The organism is Saccharibacter sp. 17.LH.SD, from assembly GCF_009834805.1.
Classification (GTDB): Bacteria; Pseudomonadota; Alphaproteobacteria; order Acetobacterales; family Acetobacteraceae; genus Saccharibacter.
Genome location: NZ_WVHO01000010.1, coordinates 355,446 through 375,934, shown reverse-complemented (window position 1 = coordinate 375,934; position 20,489 = coordinate 355,446). Strand labels below are relative to the sequence as shown.

Sequence of the window (20,489 nt, the reverse complement as noted above, 5' to 3'; positions counted from 1 at the left end):
TCAGTCGGCGTGAGAGGGATGTTTCTTCGTATGATGACGAGGGTTGGCGACGGAAGCCGGCAAAATACCGGCTTCATGACCAGGCCCAAAAGCGTGAGCGCCACGAGGAATGGGGGGAATCAGAGGAATAGCCAACTGTTCCTCAATTTGTGCAGCGCGTGCAGGGTCAGGTGGGAACAAGCCGAGCATAGGCGCTGTGCGTGTCACAATTTTTGAGAATGTTGGTGCGGCAATCCATCCGGCTGTTGTCCATCCATGTGTCTCTGCTGTTGGTTTCGGGGCATCAAGCATGACGTAGAGGGCGTAACGCGGGGCATTAACGGGGAATAACCCAGTAAAGGCCGTGATATTAACGTTCTTGAGGTAGGTGCCGTGTGCACTAATTTTTTCAGCTGTTCCTGTTTTCCCACCAACGAAATAGCCAGGGCTTTCAGCGCGCTTTCCAATTCCCTTTGTCACAACAAGGCGCAAAATACGCCGTAACGTATTGGAAGTTTTCTCTGAAAGCACACGTGGTCCGATGGTATCGGACATGACAACATCATCATTATCATGATTTCGCGCCAGAAGGGTTGGGGTGATTAGGAAGCCACCATTACCTGTAGCGGCTGTCCCGCGCACGATGGCGAGTGGAGGTTCAGCAACACCGTGACCGAAGCCTACTGTCATAACGGTTGTATACCCCCAATTTTTACGGGATGGCACGATAGGACGCCCTGCTTCTGGTAGTTCGATGGGTACACGGTTTAAGAAGCCCATATTTTTGAGCCAGGTATGTTGTCGTTCGGCACCAACAGCGAGAGCGATGTGAGCAGAAGCAGGGTTGGATGAAAAGGCCATCACGGAGGTGAGGGGAAGCCAGGGAGCAAAATGGTCACTTTTTAGATCGGAAATTTTAAAACGTCCTACGTGAATAGGGGCCGTTGAAAAACTATCCCATGGGTGAGCCACCCCGAGCTCCAGAGCCATGGCGGCTGTTTGGAGTTTAAATGTTGATCCTGGTTCATACATCCCTGTGACAGCTCGATTAAAGCGAGCATCAGCGGGAGCGTGGCCGAAATCATTGGCGTCATAATCGGGCAGACTGACCATTGCGAGGATTTCACCTGTATGGACATCCATAAGGATAGCGCATGCTCCGATCGCCCTAAACATTTGTTTTGCAGCATCAAGCTCATCACGGACAGCTGCTTGAACCCGGGCATCAATGGACAAACGTAGTGGTGTATGGTCGCTCGTTAGACGTTGGTTAAAGTAACGTTCAACGCCGGCAATGCCGCGATTATCAATATCAACCCCCCCCATAATCTGAGCAGCGATACGTCCAAGCGGATAGTGTCGGCGTTCTCCCGTTTCGAAGTAAATCCCAGGAATACCAAGGTTATTAATAGCCAGCTCCTGGGTAGGGGAGAGGTTACGCGCAATGTAAACAAATTGTTTTTTTTGACTTAACCGTCGGACAATATCTTGATGATCAAGATTAGGGACGACTTGGCGGAGTTTCGTATAGACATCCTCTGGACTAATAATCTCCATAGGGTTGGCATATACTTGAACAATAGGCAGGGACAGAGCGAGTGGTTGACCATTACGATCTGTAATGGTGGCGCGTTTAATATTGGGGAGCTCGAAGCCACTACCAATGAGTGCATGAGGGTCTGGTTTGGGGATCTCGGGTAACTGCGAGGCAATCTGTCCAGGAAGAGGTGCCATAGGGGCAAGAACAGTTGCAAACAGCGCTTTAAAAGCGACAGCGCCATAAATAAAGAGAAATCCCATCCCGACGTAAACAAGGCGTTGATGGCTACGTTCGAGCCATGGGGTCGGGGGACGGTGAAATCTCTGACGTAAGGCTTCCCATAACCTGGCTTTACGTAGAGAAGGCGTTTGTTTTTTAGAGGCCTGACGAGAAGAGGAAGGGCTGAGGCGTGCAGAAGGTTCAGGCGAATGAGGAAAAGGTGCTTTGTCAGGCATCGTGCCGCCGTCTGTTATACAGTCAAGACATGTTTCTTTTCACAATGACTGTGAGAAGAAACAATGCGTTGGAGTGTCGAAAAAGTTAATCGGTGAGGGGCACAGGTGGAGGCAGCGCACCATCGGCAGGTGTTGCTACAGCAGGTGTCGCCGCATGGCTATGATGGCTGGAGTGAGGGTGCCAAGAAACGGTCTCTGCTCGTGATTCCGTACCATGTGAGAAAGCATTATAGGATTGATGCCCGCGTGTTTCTGCTACGGAAGCAGGGATGTGCTGACGGTGATGTGATACGGACAAAAATTGATCATTTTTAGCGGTCATCACATTATGCTCAGGGGAAAGAGCTTTATGTGTTGGAACCGTCGCGGCGCTTGCAGGAAGAGGGAGAGCATGAGGATGCGTTGCTGGACGGGACCGTAGATCCGCCACAGCAACCATTTTGTGGCTTACGGGCGGGAGTCTATCGGCTAGCTGCGACACGCGAACGAACTGTGTGGGTTCGACAGAGCGTAATTTGGGTAAAATGCGCGTAGAGAGGGCGCTTAACCGATCAGGCTGATTCAGCAATGCCCACTGTGTCCGTAACATAGCCGTCTTTTCCTGTACACGGCGTGTGTCCTGTACCATCTGATTGATCTGTTGATCAAGCACTAGGGTCTCATGTTTCTTCGCGTAAAGAAACAGGCCAGCTCCAGCAGCCAAGAGAGCGCAGAAAAAAGTAACAGGACGGATAATCATGATACCCCCTCTGAGGTAGAAACACGACGAATAGCACGCAAGCGGGCGCTACGAGAGCGTGGGTTAATATTTAGTTCTGATTGACTAGGCGATAGCGGGCGCGTGTGAGACAGAGCAAAGTCAGCCCGTTCCGGGCGATCTAAGGCCACTGGCGCATGACGTGACGGAATAGCTTGGCGGCCACTTAAACGTGCCATGGCACGTTTAACCATACGATCTTCCAGAGAATGGAAGGTGACAACAACAAATACACCGCCTGGGGCAAGAAGCGTAGGGGCGACAGCCAGAGCACGCTCTAACTCTCCGAGCTCATCATTGACGGCAATTCGTAAGGCTTGGAAGCTGCGTGTGGCAGGGTCAAATCCGGGCCTTTCCCGCGGGATAACGCTACGGATAATGTCAGCAAGCTGCGTTGTCGTCAGAATGGGCGCTTGTGCCCGCGCGGCTACAATCGCACGAGCGATGCGGCGTGAGCGTCTTTCTTCTCCATAGTGATAGAGAATATCAGCAATAGTTTGCTCGCTCTCTTGGTTTACGAGATCTGCAGCACTGGTGCCTGAGGCCCCCATGCGCATATCGAGCTGACCATCATGCCGAAAAGAGAAACCGCGTTCCCCTTGGTCTAGCTGATACGATGAAACACCGAGGTCAAGCACAATACCGTCGAATGGTGGAAGTCCTTTTGTAAGGTCTCCCATGTCACCGAAAGCGCCTTGATGAAGATGAAGTCGTCCTTGTGTCTCATCCACCAGGGCGCGGCCGCGTGTGATGGCGTCTGGGTCTTTATCAATCGCACGAACTGAGCAGTGAGCTGCGTGTAAGATGGCACGGCTATACCCGCCGCCGCCGAACGTTCCATCAAGATAAAGGCCATCATCACGAGGAGCGAGTGTCTCGATGACTTCAGGAAGCATGACAGGGAAGTGGCCCGAAGAGGCGTCAACACTCATGAGCGCTCCTCCTGAGTAGAGGAGGATGGGGCAGGTGTGCGTGGCTGGACGAGCTGTTGGGCCTGTTGACGCGCTTTTTGGCGACGTTTCTCTGCTGCTTCTGGATCCCAAATTTGGAAAGCTTTTCCTAATCCCATAAAAATGACGTCGCTTGTCAATGCGGCATGTTGCTTGAGAATTTTGGGCAAACTTACGCGTCCGTCTTTGTCGCACATGAGCGGGTAAGCATCTGCGTAGAGACTGGTGGCGAGATCTTCATAATCACTGGAGAGTGGATCATAGCGTGTAAGTGCACTCTCAAGCGCCTCAAAAGCTGCCATTCCCCAACCATCAATGCAGGCGTGAAGATGCGAAGGCCGCAACACAAGAGAAACCTCATCCGAGGATGAAGTTTGTTTTAAAGCAGCACGAAAGGAAGCCGGTATAGACACACGTCCCTTAGAATCAAGACGACTAGGATATGTGCCGAGAAACATGCTCATTAATGTCGAAATGCCTCCCGTTTGCGCCTGTTGGTCTCATCTAATGGGAAAATATGTTAATTCATGGGATAACATGGGATTGAACGTGCCGTCAAAGAAATATCGTGTAAAAATGATAAAAAGAGATAGAAAAGGTAATGTCTTGATTTGAGAGTATAATAAAAAATATAATTAATAATTAATTAATAAATATCGTTAATTTAAAAGAAAATACCTCTTTCTTTTTTTACTGAAAGTTAATTTTTATAAAAAGAAAATAAATAATATGGCTAATTTTTTTATGTATCGATATAGTTTATATCAATAAAAAGTATCGTTTATTTGTGGGGGAATATACCAGATGGCCTGTAAGCCGGGTTCTGTCCAATTTTGATTATAAAATTGGGGCAGTCATTCCTCTAGGGCAGGTTTTGCAACTTGCCTCACGCGACCAACCCGAGTGACTGAGCAGGAAACTCATGGCCGTAAGGCTTGCCACTCCTATTCGGTCTTGCTCCCGGTGGGGTTTACCATGACCAGTCTTGTTGCCAAGGCTGCGGTGCGCTCTTACCGCACCGTTTCACCCTTATCCGCAGATTCTCATAAAGAGAAACCCGGCGGACGGTTTTGTTTCTGTGGCACTTTCCCTAGGGTTGCCCCCGCCGGCCGTTAGCCGGCACCGTCTTCCTGTGGAGCCCGGACTTTCCTCCATACCTGCTGTGACGCCGATACAGCGACTGCCCGGCCATCTGGTGGGGGGAGAGTGCGTGGAATGTGCTAAGAGGTCAAGAGATGAAAAAGAATTATGTCATATTAAGGCGATAAAGTATGGAACACGCCTGATGAGCCTGCATCTGTTTGGATGACACGTTCAGCGCGGTTGACCCTAATTTTAAAGAGTAAATCTGCCGATGGGGTTGTTCCTGGGCAATTATTCCCATGCCGCCCCAATACATCAATGTCAGGCGTGTTAACGGACGCATCACCATTAACGACGAAAACAAGACATTGCCGAGGCAGTGTGCTGAGACCACGATTAGTGATGACTGTACGCAGATGTTCAACGAGGGCGGTATTATCGAACCAACTTAAGTTGTTGAAGGTAAAGCGATCATACGCTGTATCGAGAAGACCACTGCGCACAATGACAAACATCAACAAAAAAACAGGCACGACGATCAACAAGCGCCGCATGAAATGTTGTTTGAGTGAACGTGGCTTTGTTGTGCGTCCACGACCTAAACGAGGAGAACTGGACTCAGTCAAACGAATATCCTGCGTTTGTGAAAGAATGAAACCAAGGAGTGCGTCCTTCTTTAGAAATGGGGAGTACTCCTTGGTGATAATCAGGTCAGTATTAGAAACGTTAGTCCTTCATATTTTCATGCCACTGATCGCCTGTGGCATTAATGAAGTGTCGCGCCTCTTCTGGGCCATGAGAGCCAGCTGGATAGGTTTCCATAGGAACTTTATTATCGGCCCATACTTTGAGGGTTGGCTCAACCCACGCCCATGCAGCCTCAACTTCATCACGTCGGATAAAGAGAGCAGGATAGCCACGAACAGCATCCAGCATGAGGCGCTCATAGGAATCTGGAATGAGTGAGCCATCGGCTGGTGCGAAACGACTTTGCAGAGTGGTTCTCTGTAAAGTGAAAGGCGCTGTGGAAGGATTTTTTTCATTAAGAGTGAATTCGAACCCTTCATTGGGTTGAATCCGGATAACCAGACGGTCTGCTCCTGGTTTATCGGCAAAAAGCTGAGAGGTTCCCTTTTTGAAGGTCACGACCACTTCGCTTACTTTGCGCGCCGAGCGTTTGGCTGTGCGGATATAGAAGGGCACATCCTTCCAACGAGGTGTATCCACGTAAGCGCGTATAGCCGCATAGGTTTCCGTATGGCTCTCAGTGCCGAGTTCTTCTAGGTAACCAGGTACTTTATTGCCATCAAGAATGCCTTTCCCATACTGGGCACGGATCGTTTCCGTGCTTACTTTATTTTCAGGGATAGGCCGTAGTGCTTTGAGGACATTAACCTTTGCATCACGGATGGCGTCAGCGTCCATTGATTCTGGCGGTTCCATCGCACACAGGCTTAGAACCTGTAGCAAATGATTTTGGATCATGTCGCGCAGTGCACCCGATGTATCGTAGTAGGAAGCACGCCCCTCGACACCAACGGTCTCAGCTGCTGTGATCTGAATGTTCTTGATATAGTCGCTTGACCAAACAGCATTCAGGGGTGGGTTTGCAAAGCGTAGGGCAAGGATATCTTGCACAGCTTCTTTACCGAGATAGTGGTCAATACGGAAAATCTGTTTTTCATTGAAGAAACGGCTAACGCCATCATTGATAGCCCGCGCTGAAGCGCTGTCTGTCCCAATGGGTTTTTCCAGCACAACGCGTGAATTTTCAGTGATGAGATTATGCGTGTGGAGATTTTCGCTAATCGATTCGAAGAGCTGCGGTGCCGTTGAGAAATAGAAGACACGGATGCGATCAGCTGGCATCTGGTCGAGTGTTTCTTTTAGAACACTCCAGTTCTTGTCATCGCTCTTTGTGCTATCGATGGCGATATACTGGAATTTTTTAAGAAAGCGCTCAATGAGATTAGCGTCTCTATGTGCTGTTGGAAGGAAGTTTTCCAACGCAGAACGGGCACGTGAAATATACTCATCATGAGCGAGGTCTGAACGGGCCGAGCCGATAATACGAGCATTTTCGGGGACATGACCGACGCGGAGCTGATTATAAAGTGCAGGAATCAGCTTACGCATCATGAGGTCGCCTGTAGCGCCAAAGATTACGTAATCAAACGGAGCGGTCTGTTGTGAGTTTGGCATAGTGGATGACCCTTCCTGTCTGGATGCTGATCAAACAGGCTGCAAGAGCGCTCATATTTGAAAAGCAATCCTTAATGGTCCCTCTTAATCTCGTTTTGTCTTACTTTCTGTCAAGACGCCCTATGCTAGCATTCTGGGGGGAATATAAAAAGCATATTGCAGGAGAGGATGGAGCATGAAGGCGCATAGCTTTCATCCGGTAAGAGCTTAGCTTCATCACTTTTGAGAACATGATTTATTGAGCGTTGACCATTTTGGTTGTGCAGGATAAGCCGCGCTCATAGTTTGGTGAGATTCGGTAGAAATGGAGAGAGAAAAGCATGGATATGAATCATAGCTCTGATGGTGCGGCGACAGGAGGCATTGCTGCAGATCGTTTGCGATCAATCATTGAGCGTGTCGAGCGTTTGGAAGAAGAGCGTAAGGCGTTGGGAAGTGATATCCGTGATATTTTTACCGAGGCAAAATCTGCTGGGTTTGATGTAAAAGTAATTAAGCAAATCTTGAAGCTGCGTAAGCAGGAACCGGCAGAAGTAGAGGAGCAAGAAACGCTTCTTGATATTTATCGGCGTGCTCTAGGGATGTAATGAGGGTGCACGGCAATACTGTGTATCAGGTAGAACGCACCGCTTCATCACGATGAAGCGGTGTTTTTTTTATGTGGTTTACTGTTCGGGAGGGGATGGATCTCCCTTCAGGAATATTTGTTGAAGCATCTGGCTGAAATGAGTGACCAACGGAGTTGAGTTCTCTTTACGGAGTCCAATGGCAAGGCTGGCTGAGGGTGCTGGATGATGAATTTGGTGGAATGTTACACCCCCCGTGTGAAGCTGGTGCAGAGATTGAGGGACGATGGAAATGCCCAACCCCGCAGCGACGAGAGGAATAGTCCCGGCAACTTGGGGAGCTTGTTGTCCTAGGGGGGGTGTGATGCCTGCATTTTGATAAGCGGCGAGAATAGCATCATAAAAACCTGGTCCCAATTCCCGTGGGAAAATAATGAGAGGTTCATCTTTGAGTTGATGAAGATGTAGGCGCGGCTGGTCTGTCAGAGGATGCCCTTTAGGCAGAGCAATGAGTGTTGGCTCATCCAGAAGGGGAATGACCTGTACACGTTCTGGGTCTGGCACGGGAGGGCGAAGCACAGCAATGTCTATTTTATGGGCAAGCAGCGCTTCACATAGAGCTGGAGTATTACTTTCCTCCAAGGAAAGAGTCACACTCGGCGCAATAGTGCGAAATTGCCGGATAGCGAAGGGGATAGCGGGAAGTAAAGGGATCGCTCCTGCGAGCCCAATACGTAAATGTCCTTGCTCTCCACGGGCAAGTCCATGAGCTGTTTCGATAAATTGTCGTCGTAAATCGAGAATCAATCGAGCGCGTGGGAGTAGATTACGTCCTTCCTCGGTGAGGACAACGCCTCTTGTTTGACGCCGAAAAAGAGAGACTCCTAGATCTTCCTCCAAACGGCGAATTTGTTGGCTGAGGGGCGGTTGTTCCATGCCGAGGCGTTCAGCGGCACGTGTAATGCTCCCTGTCTCAGCAATGGCGACGAAATATCGGAAATGTCTGATGTCCATAACCCATATATAAAATATATGGTCACGCTTGTAAGTATATATTTGAAGTGCAGGGTAACTGCCTTTAAAGTGACCCCCGGTAAACGAAATTAGGGGGCCATATGACTCAACGTTCAGGTAAAGGCGCATCATCGTCACTGCCGACGAACCGTCTTTTCCAGACATCGACCATGGCAGCGTTGTTAGATGCCGTTTATGACGGTGAGATGACCATGGATGAATTGCTAAAGCATGGCGATTTTGGTCTAGGTACCTTTAATGCTTTGGATGGCGAGATGATTGTCACCGATGGTGAGGTCCGCCAGTTCCGTTCACAGGGAATCGCTTCAGATGTTCCGAGTGATTTGAAGACGCCTTTTGCCTGTGTGACTCGCTTTGAGCCCGAGCAGACGGTAACGATTGATGAGCCTCTTGATAAGGAAGCTTTCGAGGCGCTCGTTAATAAGTTGCTTGATAACCCCAATTTGTTTGGTGCTGTTCGCTTCACAGGTGAATTTGAGAAGGTCGATACACGGACGGTTTTCTGTCAGTGCCGTCCTTATCCGGGGATGTTAGAAGTTGTTGCGAAGCAACCAACTTTCACCATGAATAACATTACGGGATTAATGCTAGGTTTCCGCACACCGAAATACATGCAAGGTATTAACGTGGCGGGCTATCATCTTCACGTCCTGAGTGATGACCGTAAACATGGCGGCCATGTCACTGATTACCGCGTAAAGCGTGGAAAGCTTGAGGTGGCGCGTATATCAGATTTGGAAATTTCTTTACCGAGAACGAAAGAGTTTGCGGAAGCAGAGTTGCTGCCAGCGGGGTTGAGTGAAGCTATTCGCACGGCCGAAGGTGGTTGATTAGTATTTTTGATTTTTCTTAACTTTTTTGGCCTGCGGTCTCCTTTTGATTTCTTCCGTAGGTCGTAACGTAGGATTTTGGATATGACTCAGAAGAAAACAAAGGCAGATGCTCCTTGCGCCGCTGAACTTGTCGTTCGTAACTTAGAAGCGCATGGCATTAAACATGTGTTTGGTATTCCAGGCGCTAAGATTGACCGTCTTTTTGAAGCGTTGGAAGATTCTCACATTGAAACCGTCGTGACACGCCACGAGCAAAATGCGGCGTTTATTGCGGGTGGTCTTGGCCGCATTACAGGAAAAGCTGGTGTTGCGATTGCGACCTCTGGGCCAGGTGTTTCGAACCTGACGACTGGATTAGCTACCGCGACCTCCGAGGCAGACCCTATGCTCGCTATTGGTGGTGCTGTGGGGCGGGCTGATCTGGTGAAATTAACGCACCAGAGCATGGATACGGTCAGCATGCTTCGCCCTGTCACCAAATATAGTGCTGAAATTGGGGCTCCAGCAGCAACTTCTGAGATCATTGCAAATGCTTTCCGTGCCGCAGAAGGTGGGCGTCCAGGTGGAGCATTTGTGAGCATCCCAATGGACGTGTTGTCATTGCCAGCAGAGCAAGCGGTTCTAGCGGACCGTGAGGCGCCGAAAGCGGGTCCAGCTCCTGAATCTGAGATTAAAGAAGCGGCACGTGCGATTAAGGCCGCCAAGAAGCCTGTTGTTCTATTAGGCATGTTGGCCAGTACGCCAGAGAATGCTGATGCTGTGCGGCATTTTGTGAAGGCGGCGCATGTGCCGGTTGTCGGATGCTATCAGGCCGCTGGTGCGATTTCCCATGATCTTTTGCCTTACTTTGGTGGGCGTATTGGGCTGTTCCGCAACCAGCATGGCGATCATTTGCTGCAAGAAGCTGACCTCGTGATCACGGTTGGTTATAACCCAATCGAGTATGATCCAATTTTGTGGAATCATAAGCCTGGTCGTCCGATCATCAATGTTGATGCTGTACCAGCGTTACTCGACAATGCGTTTAACCCATCAATTGAACTCATTGGCGGTATTGCACTGACGATTAAGCAGCTCACTCATGAGGTAGGGAAGCTTGAGCCTGCAGCAGAATTGACGAAGATTCTGGAAGCTTATCGTGCCGCGCAAAAGAAAGAATTTGCGAATGCACGGAGCACCCAACAGGGAATGCTGCATCCACTCGAGGTTGTGGAAGTGATGAAGTCCTTTGTGGAGCAGGATGTCACATTGTGCTTTGACATGGGTTCTTTTCATATTTGGTTGGCACGTTACCTGCATGCTTTCCGTGCCCGTCAGATTTTGATTAGCAATGGACAACAGACAATGGGTGTTGGCCTGCCATGGGGTATGGCGGCAAGCCTTGTGAACCCGGCTCAGAAGGTGATTTCTGTTTCTGGTGATGGTGGGTTTATGATGTCCTCTATGGATCTCGAAACAGCGGTCCGTTTGAAGAGCAATCTCATCCATCTCGTCTGGGTTGATCATCATTACAACATGGTGCGGATCCAGGAGCAGAAGAAATATGGCCGTGATGCGGCTGTTGCCTTCGGCCCAATTGATTTTGCAGCTTTTGCGCGCTCTTGTGGGGCGAAAGGGATCAACGTCAATAGTGTTGAGAGCTTAAAAGCAGCGTTGCGTGAAGGTATGGAGACACAGGGTCCGGTCGTGATTGCGATCCCTGTTGATTATACAGACAATGCAAAGTTGATGGCTCCATTGGCTGATCTGGGTGGAACAACTTCTGCCTCTGCCTAATACCCTATAATAACGACACAAGTAATACTATAGTATTACTTGTGTCGTTACATATTATCTAAAAATTCTGAAGCTTGATTACATAATCAAGTTTGTAGTTCTAGGATATCTGTCATGATGATGGATGTTCGGGGATTTCTATATTCTTTTTCTAGGAGTAGTGATGAAGATAGGACTTTTTATCCCGTGTTATATAGATGCTTTCTATCCGAAAACGGGAATTGCCACGCTCGAATTACTTGAGAAATTTGGGCAGGAAATTGAGTATCCTACTGAGCAAACATGTTGTGGCCAGCCAATGGCGAATTCTGGTTGTAATAAGGATGCTCACGATACAGAGGCTCTTTTTATTCGTAATTTTGCGAAATATGATGTGATTGTTTCGCCGTCCGGAAGTTGCGTGCATCATATTCGCGATAATTTTGATGCGTTGGAGCAAACGGCGGATGTGCAGCATGTACGTAAAAATACGTATGAGCTTGTTGAATTTCTGCACGATGTGTTGAAGGTGCGTGAGTTCCCGTGGGCTAAATTCCCTCACACAGTTGGGCTACATAATAGTTGTGCGACATTACGTTCGTTGCGTACGGCGAGCATGTCTGAAAGAAGAGAGCCTTTTTTCTCAAAACCAAAGGCGCTTCTTTCCGCAGTGGAAGGGATTAAATTTGCTACGCCTAAACGACCTGATGAGTGTTGTGGTTTTGGTGGCACTTATTCTGTGACGGAAGAAGCTGTATCGGCTCGGATGGGGCTTGATAAGGTTACGGATCATAATAAGGCCGGTGCAGAATATATCGTCTCTGCAGATACGTCGTGCATGATGCATCAGCAAGGCTGTGCAGAGCGGAATGGGGTGCCGATTAAATTTATTCATATTGCTGAAATTCTTAATGGAGTCCAGTTGTGAGAGTAAAACCTGTTCCCCATGCAAAGAATGCAGCAAAATTTTTGGAAGATGACGCTCATCGTCTTTTCCATGATGAACGTCTGTGGGATATGCGCCAGAAGCGTGATCAACAAATGCATGAGCTTCCAGAGTGGGAAGAGCTACGTACAGAAGCATCACGCATTAAGGAACACACACTCGCGAATTTACCTGATTATCTCGAGCAATTTGAACGAAATGCTCTTAAAAACGGCATCCATGTGCATTGGGCGCGTGATGGAGCTGAGCATAATCGAATTGTTGCTGAGATTATGAAAAAGCATGATGCACATTCAATCATCAAGAGTAAGTCGATGATTACGGATGAATGTGAAATGCGAGAGCATTTAGAGCCACAAGGAATCACAGTAACAGAAACTGATTTAGGGGAGCGTATTCAGCAACTTGATCAGCAATTGCCAAGTCATGTCGTTGTGCCTGCGGTACAAAAACTGACGAGTGATGTTGCAAAGATCTTTGCTAAAAATTATGGAACAGACCCGGATGTCAATGATCCGCATGTATTAGCTGAAGCGCAACGTGAGGCGGCCCGTCCTGTCTTGTTAAGCGGTGAAGTTGGCATGACAGGAGGGAATTTTATTGTCGCGGAGACAGGGTCCTTCGTGGTGTGCACCAATGAGGGAAATGCTGATTTAAGCGCTAATCTTCCCAATGTTCATATTGCGACATTAGGGATTGAGCGGCTTGTACCGCGGATGGCGGATCTCGGTGTGTTTATTCGTCTTTTGTCGCGGAGTGCGCTCGGGTCTCCCATCACGCAATACACAACGCATTTTCGCGGTCCTAAAAAAGGCGGTGAAATGCATGTTATTCTTGTTGATAATGGGCGTTCCGAACGCGTTGCTTTACCTGACTTTTGGTCATCACTGAAATGTATTCGGTGTGGCGCGTGTATGAATACATGCCCGGTTTATCGTCGTTCAGGCGGGCAATCTTATGGGTCTGTCTATTCAGGACCGATCGGCGCGATTATCGATCCGACATTTAATGAACGCAAATTTAGCACATTGCCATTTGCGTCAACGATGAATGGCAGTTGTACGAATGTCTGTCCTGTAAAAATTGATATTCATGAGCAGCTTTATAAATGGCGTCGTATTCTAGCGGAGCGACATGAAATTCCATTTGTAAAACGCGAAATTATGAAGATGGCGGGGCGTCTTTTAGCGCAACCAAAACTTTATCGCTTATCCATTGAGGGAACAGAGGTAGCTTTAAAAACGATGCCACGCTTCGTTTTATATAATTATCTCAATCCATGGGGTAAGCATCGCGAATTACCGCATCCTGTTAAAGAGACATTCAACAGTTGGTATCGCAAAAATCGTTTGAAAAACGAAACCAATAAGCAAAAAACAGACGCGTAAAGGAGAAATTGTCATGGCAGAAGCCAGTGCACGCGAAACGATTCTTAACCATCTACGGCAAAATCGTGCTCCCAAGGGAGACATGTATCCGCTTCCACCAATTGTGACATTGGGAGATGTTGATGCATCTCCAGCTCGGTTTGAAGCGAATCTTAAATTAATGGGGGGAGACCTTCTACTTCAAGCAGAGGGGAAGACGGTAGAGGAGAGCATTCGGGATCATTTCCCTCATGCGAAATTGTTTTGTTCAGCGGTTCCTGAAGCCACTGGCATGATGAAAATTACAGAGCTTAGAAGCAATAAACAGGCCGATACTGTTGATGTAATGGTTGTACGGTCCCCTTTTGGTATTGCTGAGATGGGTTCTATTTTCTTAAGTGAAAAAGAACTTTACGACCATCTTGCTGCTGTGCATTTGGCAGAACATTTAGTTGTGCTTCTTTCTCGTCATGCTCTAACGGGGAATATGCATACAGCCTATCAAGAACGTCCTGAATTTAAAACGACTTCTTATGGTGTTCTGATGAGTGGCCCTTCTGCGACAGCCGATATTCAGGGGGTGCTTATACGTGGCGCTCAGGGGGTGAGGAGTCTTTCCGTTATGTGGACTGATTGAGTTCGTATAAGCGGGATCGATATATGTGTTTAGGCTCTGTTAGAATTTGAGATAATCAACTGAAGCAGCAATGTAGAGCACGGATGTGAAAGATGAAGCTATTTTTTCATAACGTGTTGCTACTGCTCTCCATTCCTTGAGCCTTGCCCAGAGATTTTCCACCAAATGTCTGTTTCTGTATACCTATTGTGGGCAGTAGAAAGGGAATTGCCGTCGTTTGGGAGGAATGACAGGGGTGCACTTATGCTGTTGAAGCATTTTTCTGAATTTATATGAGGCATATCCTCCGTCACAAAGTAGATAGGTTGGAAGCCGGGGCAATTGATCAAGAAGGACACGGGCCTGCGGCAACTCATGAGCCTGGCCAGGAGAAAGAGTAAAAGCCAAAGCTTTTCTGTGCCCATCCGATGCCACGCAGACTGTTGATCAGAAGCCACCATGTGAGCGGCCAAGACCCTGACAGGTTCCTGATCGCTCTCTGTTGCTCCTTTTTTGGCAGCCCCGGCTGCTTTTTGGTGGGCATGTATGACAGTTTCATCAAAACAAACCATATCTAAGGCTGGTGATGTCATGTTAACTGAAGTGATTTGAATGTAGCTCACTTTGAGTGGATTTAGATATCCAGAGAGGTCGCGCTTTTCCATTGGGGAAAATGCTTGAACACGGAAGATGTATCGGGAAAGAGCGTTGTCATTGGAGGCAGGAGGAACGAAGAGGTTGCGGACGGTAGAGAAGACGGAGACAAAGCGCTGACAGCCTCCAGGAGAGCGGAATTTCTGCATCATCCGTTCCCGTTTTCGCAGAGGTAACTGACTTTTTCCGCGCGATTATTTAGCCCGTTGTGGGAAAGGCGTCGAAGAAACAGACGAAGCTTACGCCTCGCAGCCCTGTAGGATTTGAGTCTAAATGCCACACATCACTCGGTGTAGGGCTTTTGCGCCGTAGACGTTTGGCATAATCTGCACCAAATTTAAGGCTCCAACGGCGGATTGTCTCATACGACACGACAAGCCCACGTTCGAGCAGCATTTCTTCAATCAAGCGAAAGCTTAAAGGAAACCGAAAATACAGCCACACCGCATGCGCTATTAACTCACGTGGAAATTGATGTCGTTTGTAACTCACATACGTCTTACTCATCGCGTCGTCTAACACGCTGGAGTTAATGTGACAGCTTCACATATCTTCCATTCCCGGGATTTTTCCCAATGGAAAACGGCGACCAAACTCATAGCCTGAATTCACAAAAATCTAGTTGCATTCAACTCATCTAAAACAGTGCAATAGTACCAATATTAACGATCCTGAACAAAACCGTGACACGCATCCCCCTTGAATCGGGCTCTATTGTCCGCGTACCAATCCGGTATGCTGGCCTTGTCGAAATCCAAACGCTCTGCGACGCCGTCGAATATATGTCGCACTTCATCCGCTTCGTCACCGCCAAGACCTATACCTACGGGATAGGCATGGAAAACTTGCGCGAGTTCGTAAAACGCAACCAACTTCCAGTAACTACCAGGCACTTCGTTCCCGAAATATCCATCCATCTGCCCCATGGCGAACGCCACACTGGACCTTGCTGTATACCCTACTGACATCATGGCAAGGTAAGGATCGATATGGCCACACATCTGGAAATCTACGGCATACAACTCCCCGTTTGGGGAAATCATCATATTATCTGTTTGGAAATCCTCATGCATCAAGCTCGTTGGCCGCTCGCCGATACGACTAACATTTTCTCGTAAATATGAAATGAGCCTATCTGATTCTTCAAAGGAAACGCTGCAATTTTGATAAGCTTTTACGTAAGCTTCAATTTTTTTCTTATAGGTTAAGCACCATGTATTTGATGCCGGGGCTCGGTCGACATTTTCCATTTCTTTGAGCATTGCTGCGGCCTTCTTGCCGTAAGCATATTGCTTATCTTCAGGCAAGGTTTCCAGCACCTCCAAGGCCTCTTTACCTTCGATCCAGGACAAGAGCTGATAGACGGTCTTACGATCATCAGAAACGCCAAATTCCATAGGAAGCGATATCTTGATTCCAGCTTCAGAAAACTTCCGCATCATCCCAAACTCAGACCTTTTTTTCTCATATTCGGAGATGTCGGAGGTGCGAAGTAAATACCTTTGTCCCTCGGCGTTTTCTACGTAGTACTTCTTATCACCTGACCAGCCTTTATGTATCTGGGTGACGTTGATAAATGTATGACCGTTGATACTTCGAATCATATGAGACTATTCATTGCAAGGTATCACTTTTCACATTCGTTCTAATAAGAGCCGAAATTTATAAGCACGTTAGATGGTGATGTTACGGTAACTTTTGCGTGTCAGACGGTGAGTATGAACAAGCCCGCAGTAAGTTACAAACGACATCGATTTCCACGTGAGTTGATAGCGCATGCGGTGTGGCTGTATTTTCGGTTTCCTTTGAGCTTTCGCTTGTTTCATATCCGTGCTCTACATTGCTGCTTCAGTTGATTATCTCAAACTCTAACAGAGCCCAGAATGCGGATATTTATAATATGTAAATAATGTTAATACTCAATTATATTTTCTCACAATAAATTTACCAAAAATAAATTAATTTTTTTAAACAAAATAAGAGATATTTCATTACTAATATGATGTTTTACGCGATCAGATATCACTACTATGAGGACGGAATATGGCGCCCAGACCGGTAGTTCCTAATGGAACGTATAGGCTGTCTATAGCGAGTTTGGATTCGGAAGGTGATCTCTCAGCAATCTACACTGATGTTACAATGACGTTTAATGGGAGCCATATTTCATTAAAAGCACCTGACGGCAGTATTATAGATTATAATTATGATTTTTCGTGGGGAAATAAAGTTTTAAATGAATTTATTATTGGAAATGGGGCAGGGGGTTATTATGTTGTTGCGCAATATCCGGATGAATTGCAGGGAAGTTATTCGTATAGCTACAGTCCAGATTTTTCACAAAATCAATGGACTAAAGTGGCGTCAGATGGGAATTCATATATCTTCTCACAAGATGATGGAGGGACGGCTACAGGAGGGCAGATTAATAGCGGTGGGGATACACCGTTTATGTTCGATCCGTGCTTTTTAGGTGGAACACTCATTGATACGCCACGTGGTCATAAGAAGATAGATGAACTGGAAGTAGGCGATTTAGTGGTATCGTATGATTACAAGAATAGTGTGCAATCCACCGAAAAGATCATTTGGATGGGCCAGGGACATAAAATTGTTCATGCACATTGGCCGCTGGATTTAGCGGGTTATCCTATAAGAATTCTCAAAAATGCACTTAGTGAAGGTGTTCCATTTAAAGATTTACTTGTGACGCCGGAACATTGTGTTTTCCACAATGGAACCTTAATTCCGGCTCGTATGCTCGTGAACGGCGCATCAATTTATTTTGACATATCATTTACGGAGTATGATTATTACCATATAGAAACAGAAAAACATTCTATTTTGTTATCTGATGGAATGTTTACAGAAAGTTATCTGGATACGGGAAATAGAGATCATTTTAAGCACAGTAAGGGAATACATCGTGGGAAAGGGGCGCAAGAGGCAAACGAAACGGGTATGGCAGCGCCCTTATGCACGGAGCGACATGATGTTGAAGCGCTTCATGGTCAATTAATCGAACGTGCGAAGCAATTAGGTTTTCCATTCTTACAAAATGGAACAAGAGAACCTTCAGAGGATCCTAATTTTTTCCTTGTGACTAATAAAGGGGACATTATACGTGAAGCACGATATACGGGTGCGTATAGAGTGTTCTCTATCCCCGATGGTGTGAAGTTTGTAGAGCTTTTCTCAAAGGCTAGTCGTCCGTCCGATGTTATAGGGCCGTTTGTGGATGACCGCCGAGATCTTGGTCTCTTGATTGGAGAGATCAAGTATTTCAAGCCGGACATTGTTGATGAGGTCGATATTCATCTCAAAAGGGAAAGGCTCTACGGTTGGTCTGTGCTAGAGGAAGGTCGTTACCGTTGGATGACAGGAAAGGCTGTTTTGCCTCTTCCAGAGCCTCATGGTGAGGGAGGTATCCTCGCTTTCCAGATCTGTGCTGGCGGCCCTTATGCGTGATTGAGGGCGGCCTTCTCTATATGCCTCACGAAGTAAGGTGCGGTGGCATGCACTATCGTGATTAGGTGGTTTAGTCGAGCGACAAGTTATTGCGATGAATGATCACGGTGCTGTTGTGGTGCTCTTGGCTATGATGCTCTGTTGCCTGGGAGATCAGCATAAGGCGAATATCATCAGCACTGTGATCGGTAAGGCCTCGTCCTAAAATTTTGTGGGAAGGCGTTGAAAGTGTCACAACGGCACCATCGTCAAAATCACCTTCGATATCAGTAATGCCGACGGATAAGAGCGAGGCTCCTTTATGTAGGGCATCCACGGCTCCAGCATCCAGCGTTATGGTGCCTTCAGGGTGAAGGGTGCTGGCAATCCATCGTTTACGGGCGGAGCCAACTTCATCATGTGCGAGGAAATGCGTATGGAGAGCGCCTGATTGTAAAGCGGCGAGAGGATGAGGTCGATCTCCACGCGTAATGATCATATCGCTCCCAGCGCGTGTAGTGATTTGTGCGGCGAGGAGTTTAGTGCGCATCCCTCCTGATGAATCCCCTGGAGGCGCATCGCCACCGAGGGACATAATCTCATCAGTAAGCTCTTGAACGCGGGGGATGTGCGTTGCTGTCGGAGTAGTGCGCGGATCAGCCGTATAAAGACCATCAATATCTGAAAAGAGAATAAGCGTGTCGGCGCCGATCATTTGAGTAATGCGCGCCGCAAGACGGTCATTATCACCAAAGCGTAATGCTTCAGTAGCGATCACATCATTTTCATTGATGACGGGAAGTGCTCTTAAGCGCAGGATAGATTCTAGTGTTCTGCGTGCATTGAGATGGCGTTGACGGTCCTCTGTATCTTCTGGGGTGAGGAGAAGCTGACCAATCGTTAGGTTGTGGCGTTTGAAAGCTTGCTGCCAGGCGTGAGCGATACCAATTTGCCCAATACTGGCGAGAGCTTGCTTTTCACCTAATTTAAGGCGTGAGCGATGAGGGCCCATCTGATGTCGTGCGAGGGCGACCGCGCCTGAAGAAACGATGATAATTTCTTGGCCCGCGCGGTGAGCTGCATGAATGTCCTCACAGAGTGTTTCAAGCCATTCTTGGCGAACCGCTCCTTTTGATGGATCTACCAAAAGGGCACTGCCTATTTTAATGACAAGACGTTTCTTTTCTGCAAGGAAATTCATGACGACTCTCTAACGGTTTTCGGTAACCCTATCTTGCACAAACCTCAGCAATTCAGGGAGCCCTTCATGTGTCACCCCTGAGAGAAGATGCACTTTTTGGTCAGATGCTTGTTCAAGAGCTTCTTTGCGCTCCTCAATTTCTTCAGGGAGCAAAGAATCACATTTATTCATGACAAGCACTTCAGGCTTTGCCGCGAGAATAGGGTCATAAGCGTGAAGTTCTTTGCGGATGAGTTTCCAGTTCTCGACAAGTTTTTCATCTGTGCCATCAACAAGATGAATGAGTAAAGCGCAACGCTCAACATGCCCAAGAAAACGATCCCCTAATCCTGTGCCCTCGCTGGCACCTTCAATAAGGCCAGGGATGTCTGCAATGACAAATTCTTCAACCGCATTAAGACGTACTACACCGAGTTGAGGGTGTAGAGTTGTGAAGGGGTAGTCCGCAATTTTAGGGCGTGCACGTGATGCAACAGAAAGGAGTGTGGATTTACCCGCATTGGGGAGCCCAACGAGCCCGACATCGGCAATGAGTTTTAGGCGGAGCCATACCCAGCGTTCTTCCCCAGGATAGCCCTTATCAGCGCGCCGAGGGGCGCGATTGGTACTGCTTTTATAATGGGAGTTTCCAAGTCCACCATCACCGCCACGGCAGAGGAGGATGGTTTTCCCTTCTTCATCCAAATCCGCTAGCAACGTCTCACGGTCATCATCAAGGATCTGTGTGCCGATGGGGACATCAATAATAATATCGTCGGCACCAGCGCCTGTGCGGTTAGACCCGGCGCCATTGCCCCCTTTGCGCGCACGAAAATGCTGTGTGTAGCGGAAATCAATAAGCGTGTTGAGGCTACTGACGGCACGGAAATAGATATGCCCGCCGCGGCCACCATCCCCACCATCAGGGCCACCAAATTCGATATATTTTTCACGACGGAAAGCGACAACACCGTCACCACCATCACCGGACCGAACATAGATTTTTGCTTGATCAAGAAATTTCATAATTATGTCGCTACAGAAAAGAGAACTATCTAGCAAGAGAAAGGGCCGACTCCATAGAGGAGACGGCCCTTCAATTCTACCTTATGCCCAAAGTGAGC

General features: G+C 47.7%; 19 protein-coding genes, 1 other RNA gene and 1 pseudogene. 7 read left to right on the top strand and 14 right to left on the bottom strand.

The window, feature by feature from the left end; translation table 11 throughout:
- The 7 genes from GS501_RS06350 to zwf form a co-directional block, all read right to left on the bottom strand.
- A complete protein-coding gene (locus GS501_RS06350; protein ID WP_160831011.1) occupies nt 1-1,974 on the bottom strand; it encodes a penicillin-binding protein 2 in 1,974 nt (657 codons plus the stop codon).
- A gap of 85 nt (nt 1,975-2,059) precedes the next feature.
- Nucleotides 2,060-2,713 carry a hypothetical protein gene (locus GS501_RS06345; RefSeq protein WP_160831010.1) on the bottom strand — a complete coding sequence of 218 codons (654 nt, stop codon included), beginning with the start codon at nt 2,711-2,713 and terminating at the stop codon, nt 2,060-2,062.
- Complete coding sequence (gene rsmH / locus GS501_RS06340) at nt 2,710-3,663, bottom strand: 16S rRNA (cytosine(1402)-N(4))-methyltransferase RsmH (RefSeq protein ID WP_160831009.1); 954 nt, start codon at nt 3,661-3,663, stop codon at nt 2,710-2,712. Before rsmH ends, GS501_RS06345 begins: the two co-directional genes overlap by 4 nt.
- Nucleotides 3,660-4,145, bottom strand: a complete 486-nt coding sequence (mraZ, locus tag GS501_RS06335; protein WP_160831008.1) for a division/cell wall cluster transcriptional repressor MraZ — start codon at nt 4,143-4,145, stop codon at nt 3,660-3,662. The genes rsmH and mraZ overlap by 4 nt, the downstream gene beginning before the upstream one ends.
- Before the next feature lie 332 nt (nt 4,146-4,477).
- Nucleotides 4,478-4,877: RNase P RNA component class A (rnpB, locus tag GS501_RS06330), an RNA gene on the bottom strand.
- 60 nt (nt 4,878-4,937) lie between these two features.
- Nucleotides 4,938-5,390, bottom strand: a complete 453-nt coding sequence (locus GS501_RS06325; protein ID WP_237442446.1) for a hypothetical protein — start codon at nt 5,388-5,390, stop codon at nt 4,938-4,940.
- A 100-nt stretch (nt 5,391-5,490) separates the two neighbouring features.
- Entirely contained in the window at nt 5,491-6,966 is a 1,476-nt protein-coding gene (zwf, locus tag GS501_RS06320; RefSeq protein WP_160831007.1) for a glucose-6-phosphate dehydrogenase, read from the bottom strand.
- A gap of 326 nt (nt 6,967-7,292) precedes the next feature.
- On the opposite strand from zwf, the gene GS501_RS06315 reads away from it, so the two are divergent.
- Nucleotides 7,293-7,553: a DUF2312 domain-containing protein gene (locus tag GS501_RS06315; RefSeq protein ID WP_370517953.1), complete on the top strand. Its 261-nt coding sequence runs from the start codon at nt 7,293-7,295 to the stop codon at nt 7,551-7,553.
- A gap of 78 nt (nt 7,554-7,631) precedes the next feature.
- Here the strand turns inward: GS501_RS06315 and GS501_RS06310 are convergent, their stop codons facing one another.
- Nucleotides 7,632-8,546 carry a LysR family transcriptional regulator gene (locus tag GS501_RS06310; protein WP_160831005.1) on the bottom strand — a complete coding sequence of 305 codons (915 nt, stop codon included), beginning with the start codon at nt 8,544-8,546 and terminating at the stop codon, nt 7,632-7,634.
- A gap of 101 nt (nt 8,547-8,647) precedes the next feature.
- Between GS501_RS06310 and budA the strand changes: the two genes are divergently transcribed.
- The 5 genes from budA (at nt 8,648) to GS501_RS06285 (ending at nt 14,105) form a co-directional block, all read left to right on the top strand.
- The gene (budA, locus tag GS501_RS06305; RefSeq protein ID WP_160831004.1) at nt 8,648-9,397 is read left to right on the top strand and encodes an acetolactate decarboxylase; all 750 of its coding nucleotides are present in this window, start codon (nt 8,648-8,650) and stop codon (nt 9,395-9,397) included.
- A gap of 84 nt (nt 9,398-9,481) precedes the next feature.
- Nucleotides 9,482-11,176: an acetolactate synthase AlsS gene (alsS, locus tag GS501_RS06300; RefSeq protein WP_160831003.1), complete on the top strand. Its 1,695-nt coding sequence runs from the start codon at nt 9,482-9,484 to the stop codon at nt 11,174-11,176.
- A 163-nt stretch (nt 11,177-11,339) separates the two neighbouring features.
- Nucleotides 11,340-12,083, top strand: a complete 744-nt coding sequence (locus tag GS501_RS06295; RefSeq protein WP_160831002.1) for a (Fe-S)-binding protein — start codon at nt 11,340-11,342, stop codon at nt 12,081-12,083.
- Nucleotides 12,080-13,489 carry a lactate utilization protein B gene (locus GS501_RS06290; RefSeq protein ID WP_160831001.1) on the top strand — a complete coding sequence of 470 codons (1,410 nt, stop codon included), beginning with the start codon at nt 12,080-12,082 and terminating at the stop codon, nt 13,487-13,489. The genes GS501_RS06295 and GS501_RS06290 overlap by 4 nt, the downstream gene beginning before the upstream one ends.
- Nucleotides 13,490-13,502: 13 nt before the next feature.
- Nucleotides 13,503-14,105 carry an LUD domain-containing protein gene (locus tag GS501_RS06285; protein WP_160831000.1) on the top strand — a complete coding sequence of 201 codons (603 nt, stop codon included), beginning with the start codon at nt 13,503-13,505 and terminating at the stop codon, nt 14,103-14,105.
- 39 nt (nt 14,106-14,144) lie between these two features.
- Here GS501_RS06285 and GS501_RS10130 read toward each other — a convergent pair whose 3' ends face one another.
- The 4 genes and pseudogenes from GS501_RS10130 to GS501_RS06265 all read right to left on the bottom strand — a co-directional run bounded on the left by GS501_RS10130 (nt 14,145) and on the right by GS501_RS06265 (nt 16,342).
- On the bottom strand, nt 14,145-14,267 hold the full coding sequence (locus GS501_RS10130; protein WP_160830999.1) for a transposase: 123 nt from the start codon (nt 14,265-14,267) through the stop codon (nt 14,145-14,147).
- 21 nt (nt 14,268-14,288) lie between these two features.
- Nucleotides 14,289-14,519: a transposase gene (locus tag GS501_RS10125; RefSeq protein ID WP_160830998.1), complete on the bottom strand. Its 231-nt coding sequence runs from the start codon at nt 14,517-14,519 to the stop codon at nt 14,289-14,291.
- 199 nt (nt 14,520-14,718) lie between these two features.
- Nucleotides 14,719-15,209 (bottom strand): annotated as a pseudogene (locus GS501_RS09960) (transposase); the annotation flags it as partial.
- Between the two features lie 191 nt (nt 15,210-15,400).
- Nucleotides 15,401-16,342 (bottom strand): aminoglycoside phosphotransferase family protein, encoded by a 942-nt coding sequence (locus GS501_RS06265; RefSeq protein WP_160830997.1) that lies wholly within the window; start codon nt 16,340-16,342, stop codon nt 15,401-15,403.
- A gap of 493 nt (nt 16,343-16,835) precedes the next feature.
- On the opposite strand from GS501_RS06265, the gene GS501_RS06255 reads away from it, so the two are divergent.
- A complete protein-coding gene (locus GS501_RS06255) occupies nt 16,836-18,206 on the top strand; it encodes a Hint domain-containing protein (RefSeq protein WP_160830996.1) in 1,371 nt (456 codons plus the stop codon).
- Between the two features lie 70 nt (nt 18,207-18,276).
- On the opposite strand, the gene proB is transcribed toward GS501_RS06255, so the two are convergent.
- Entirely contained in the window at nt 18,277-19,386 is a 1,110-nt protein-coding gene (proB, locus tag GS501_RS06250) for a glutamate 5-kinase (protein WP_160830995.1), read from the bottom strand.
- Between the two features lie 9 nt (nt 19,387-19,395).
- A complete protein-coding gene (gene obgE / locus GS501_RS06245; RefSeq protein ID WP_160830994.1) occupies nt 19,396-20,391 on the bottom strand; it encodes a GTPase ObgE in 996 nt (331 codons plus the stop codon).
- Nucleotides 20,392-20,489: the final 98 nt, after the last annotated feature.

Coding starts and splice junctions, on each gene's coding strand:
- GS501_RS06350 (WP_160831011.1), bottom strand. CDS start 1,974: ATGCCTGACAAAGCACCTTTTCCTCATTCGCCTGAACCTTCTGCACGC.
- GS501_RS06345 (WP_160831010.1), bottom strand. CDS start 2,713: ATGATTATCCGTCCTGTTACTTTTTTCTGCGCTCTCTTGGCTGCTGGA.
- rsmH (WP_160831009.1), bottom strand. CDS start 3,663: ATGAGTGTTGACGCCTCTTCGGGCCACTTCCCTGTCATGCTTCCTGAA.
- mraZ (WP_160831008.1), bottom strand. CDS start 4,145: ATGAGCATGTTTCTCGGCACATATCCTAGTCGTCTTGATTCTAAGGGA.
- zwf (WP_160831007.1), bottom strand. CDS start 6,966: ATGCCAAACTCACAACAGACCGCTCCGTTTGATTACGTAATCTTTGGC.
- GS501_RS06315 (WP_370517953.1), top strand. CDS start 7,293: ATGAATCATAGCTCTGATGGTGCGGCGACAGGAGGCATTGCTGCAGAT.
- GS501_RS06310 (WP_160831005.1), bottom strand. CDS start 8,546: ATGGACATCAGACATTTCCGATATTTCGTCGCCATTGCTGAGACAGGG.
- budA (WP_160831004.1), top strand. CDS start 8,648: ATGACTCAACGTTCAGGTAAAGGCGCATCATCGTCACTGCCGACGAAC.
- alsS (WP_160831003.1), top strand. CDS start 9,482: ATGACTCAGAAGAAAACAAAGGCAGATGCTCCTTGCGCCGCTGAACTT.
- GS501_RS06295 (WP_160831002.1), top strand. CDS start 11,340: ATGAAGATAGGACTTTTTATCCCGTGTTATATAGATGCTTTCTATCCG.
- GS501_RS06285 (WP_160831000.1), top strand. CDS start 13,503: ATGGCAGAAGCCAGTGCACGCGAAACGATTCTTAACCATCTACGGCAA.
- GS501_RS06265 (WP_160830997.1), bottom strand. CDS start 16,342: ATGATTCGAAGTATCAACGGTCATACATTTATCAACGTCACCCAGATA.
- proB (WP_160830995.1), bottom strand. CDS start 19,386: ATGAATTTCCTTGCAGAAAAGAAACGTCTTGTCATTAAAATAGGCAGT.
- obgE (WP_160830994.1), bottom strand. CDS start 20,391: ATGAAATTTCTTGATCAAGCAAAAATCTATGTTCGGTCCGGTGATGGT.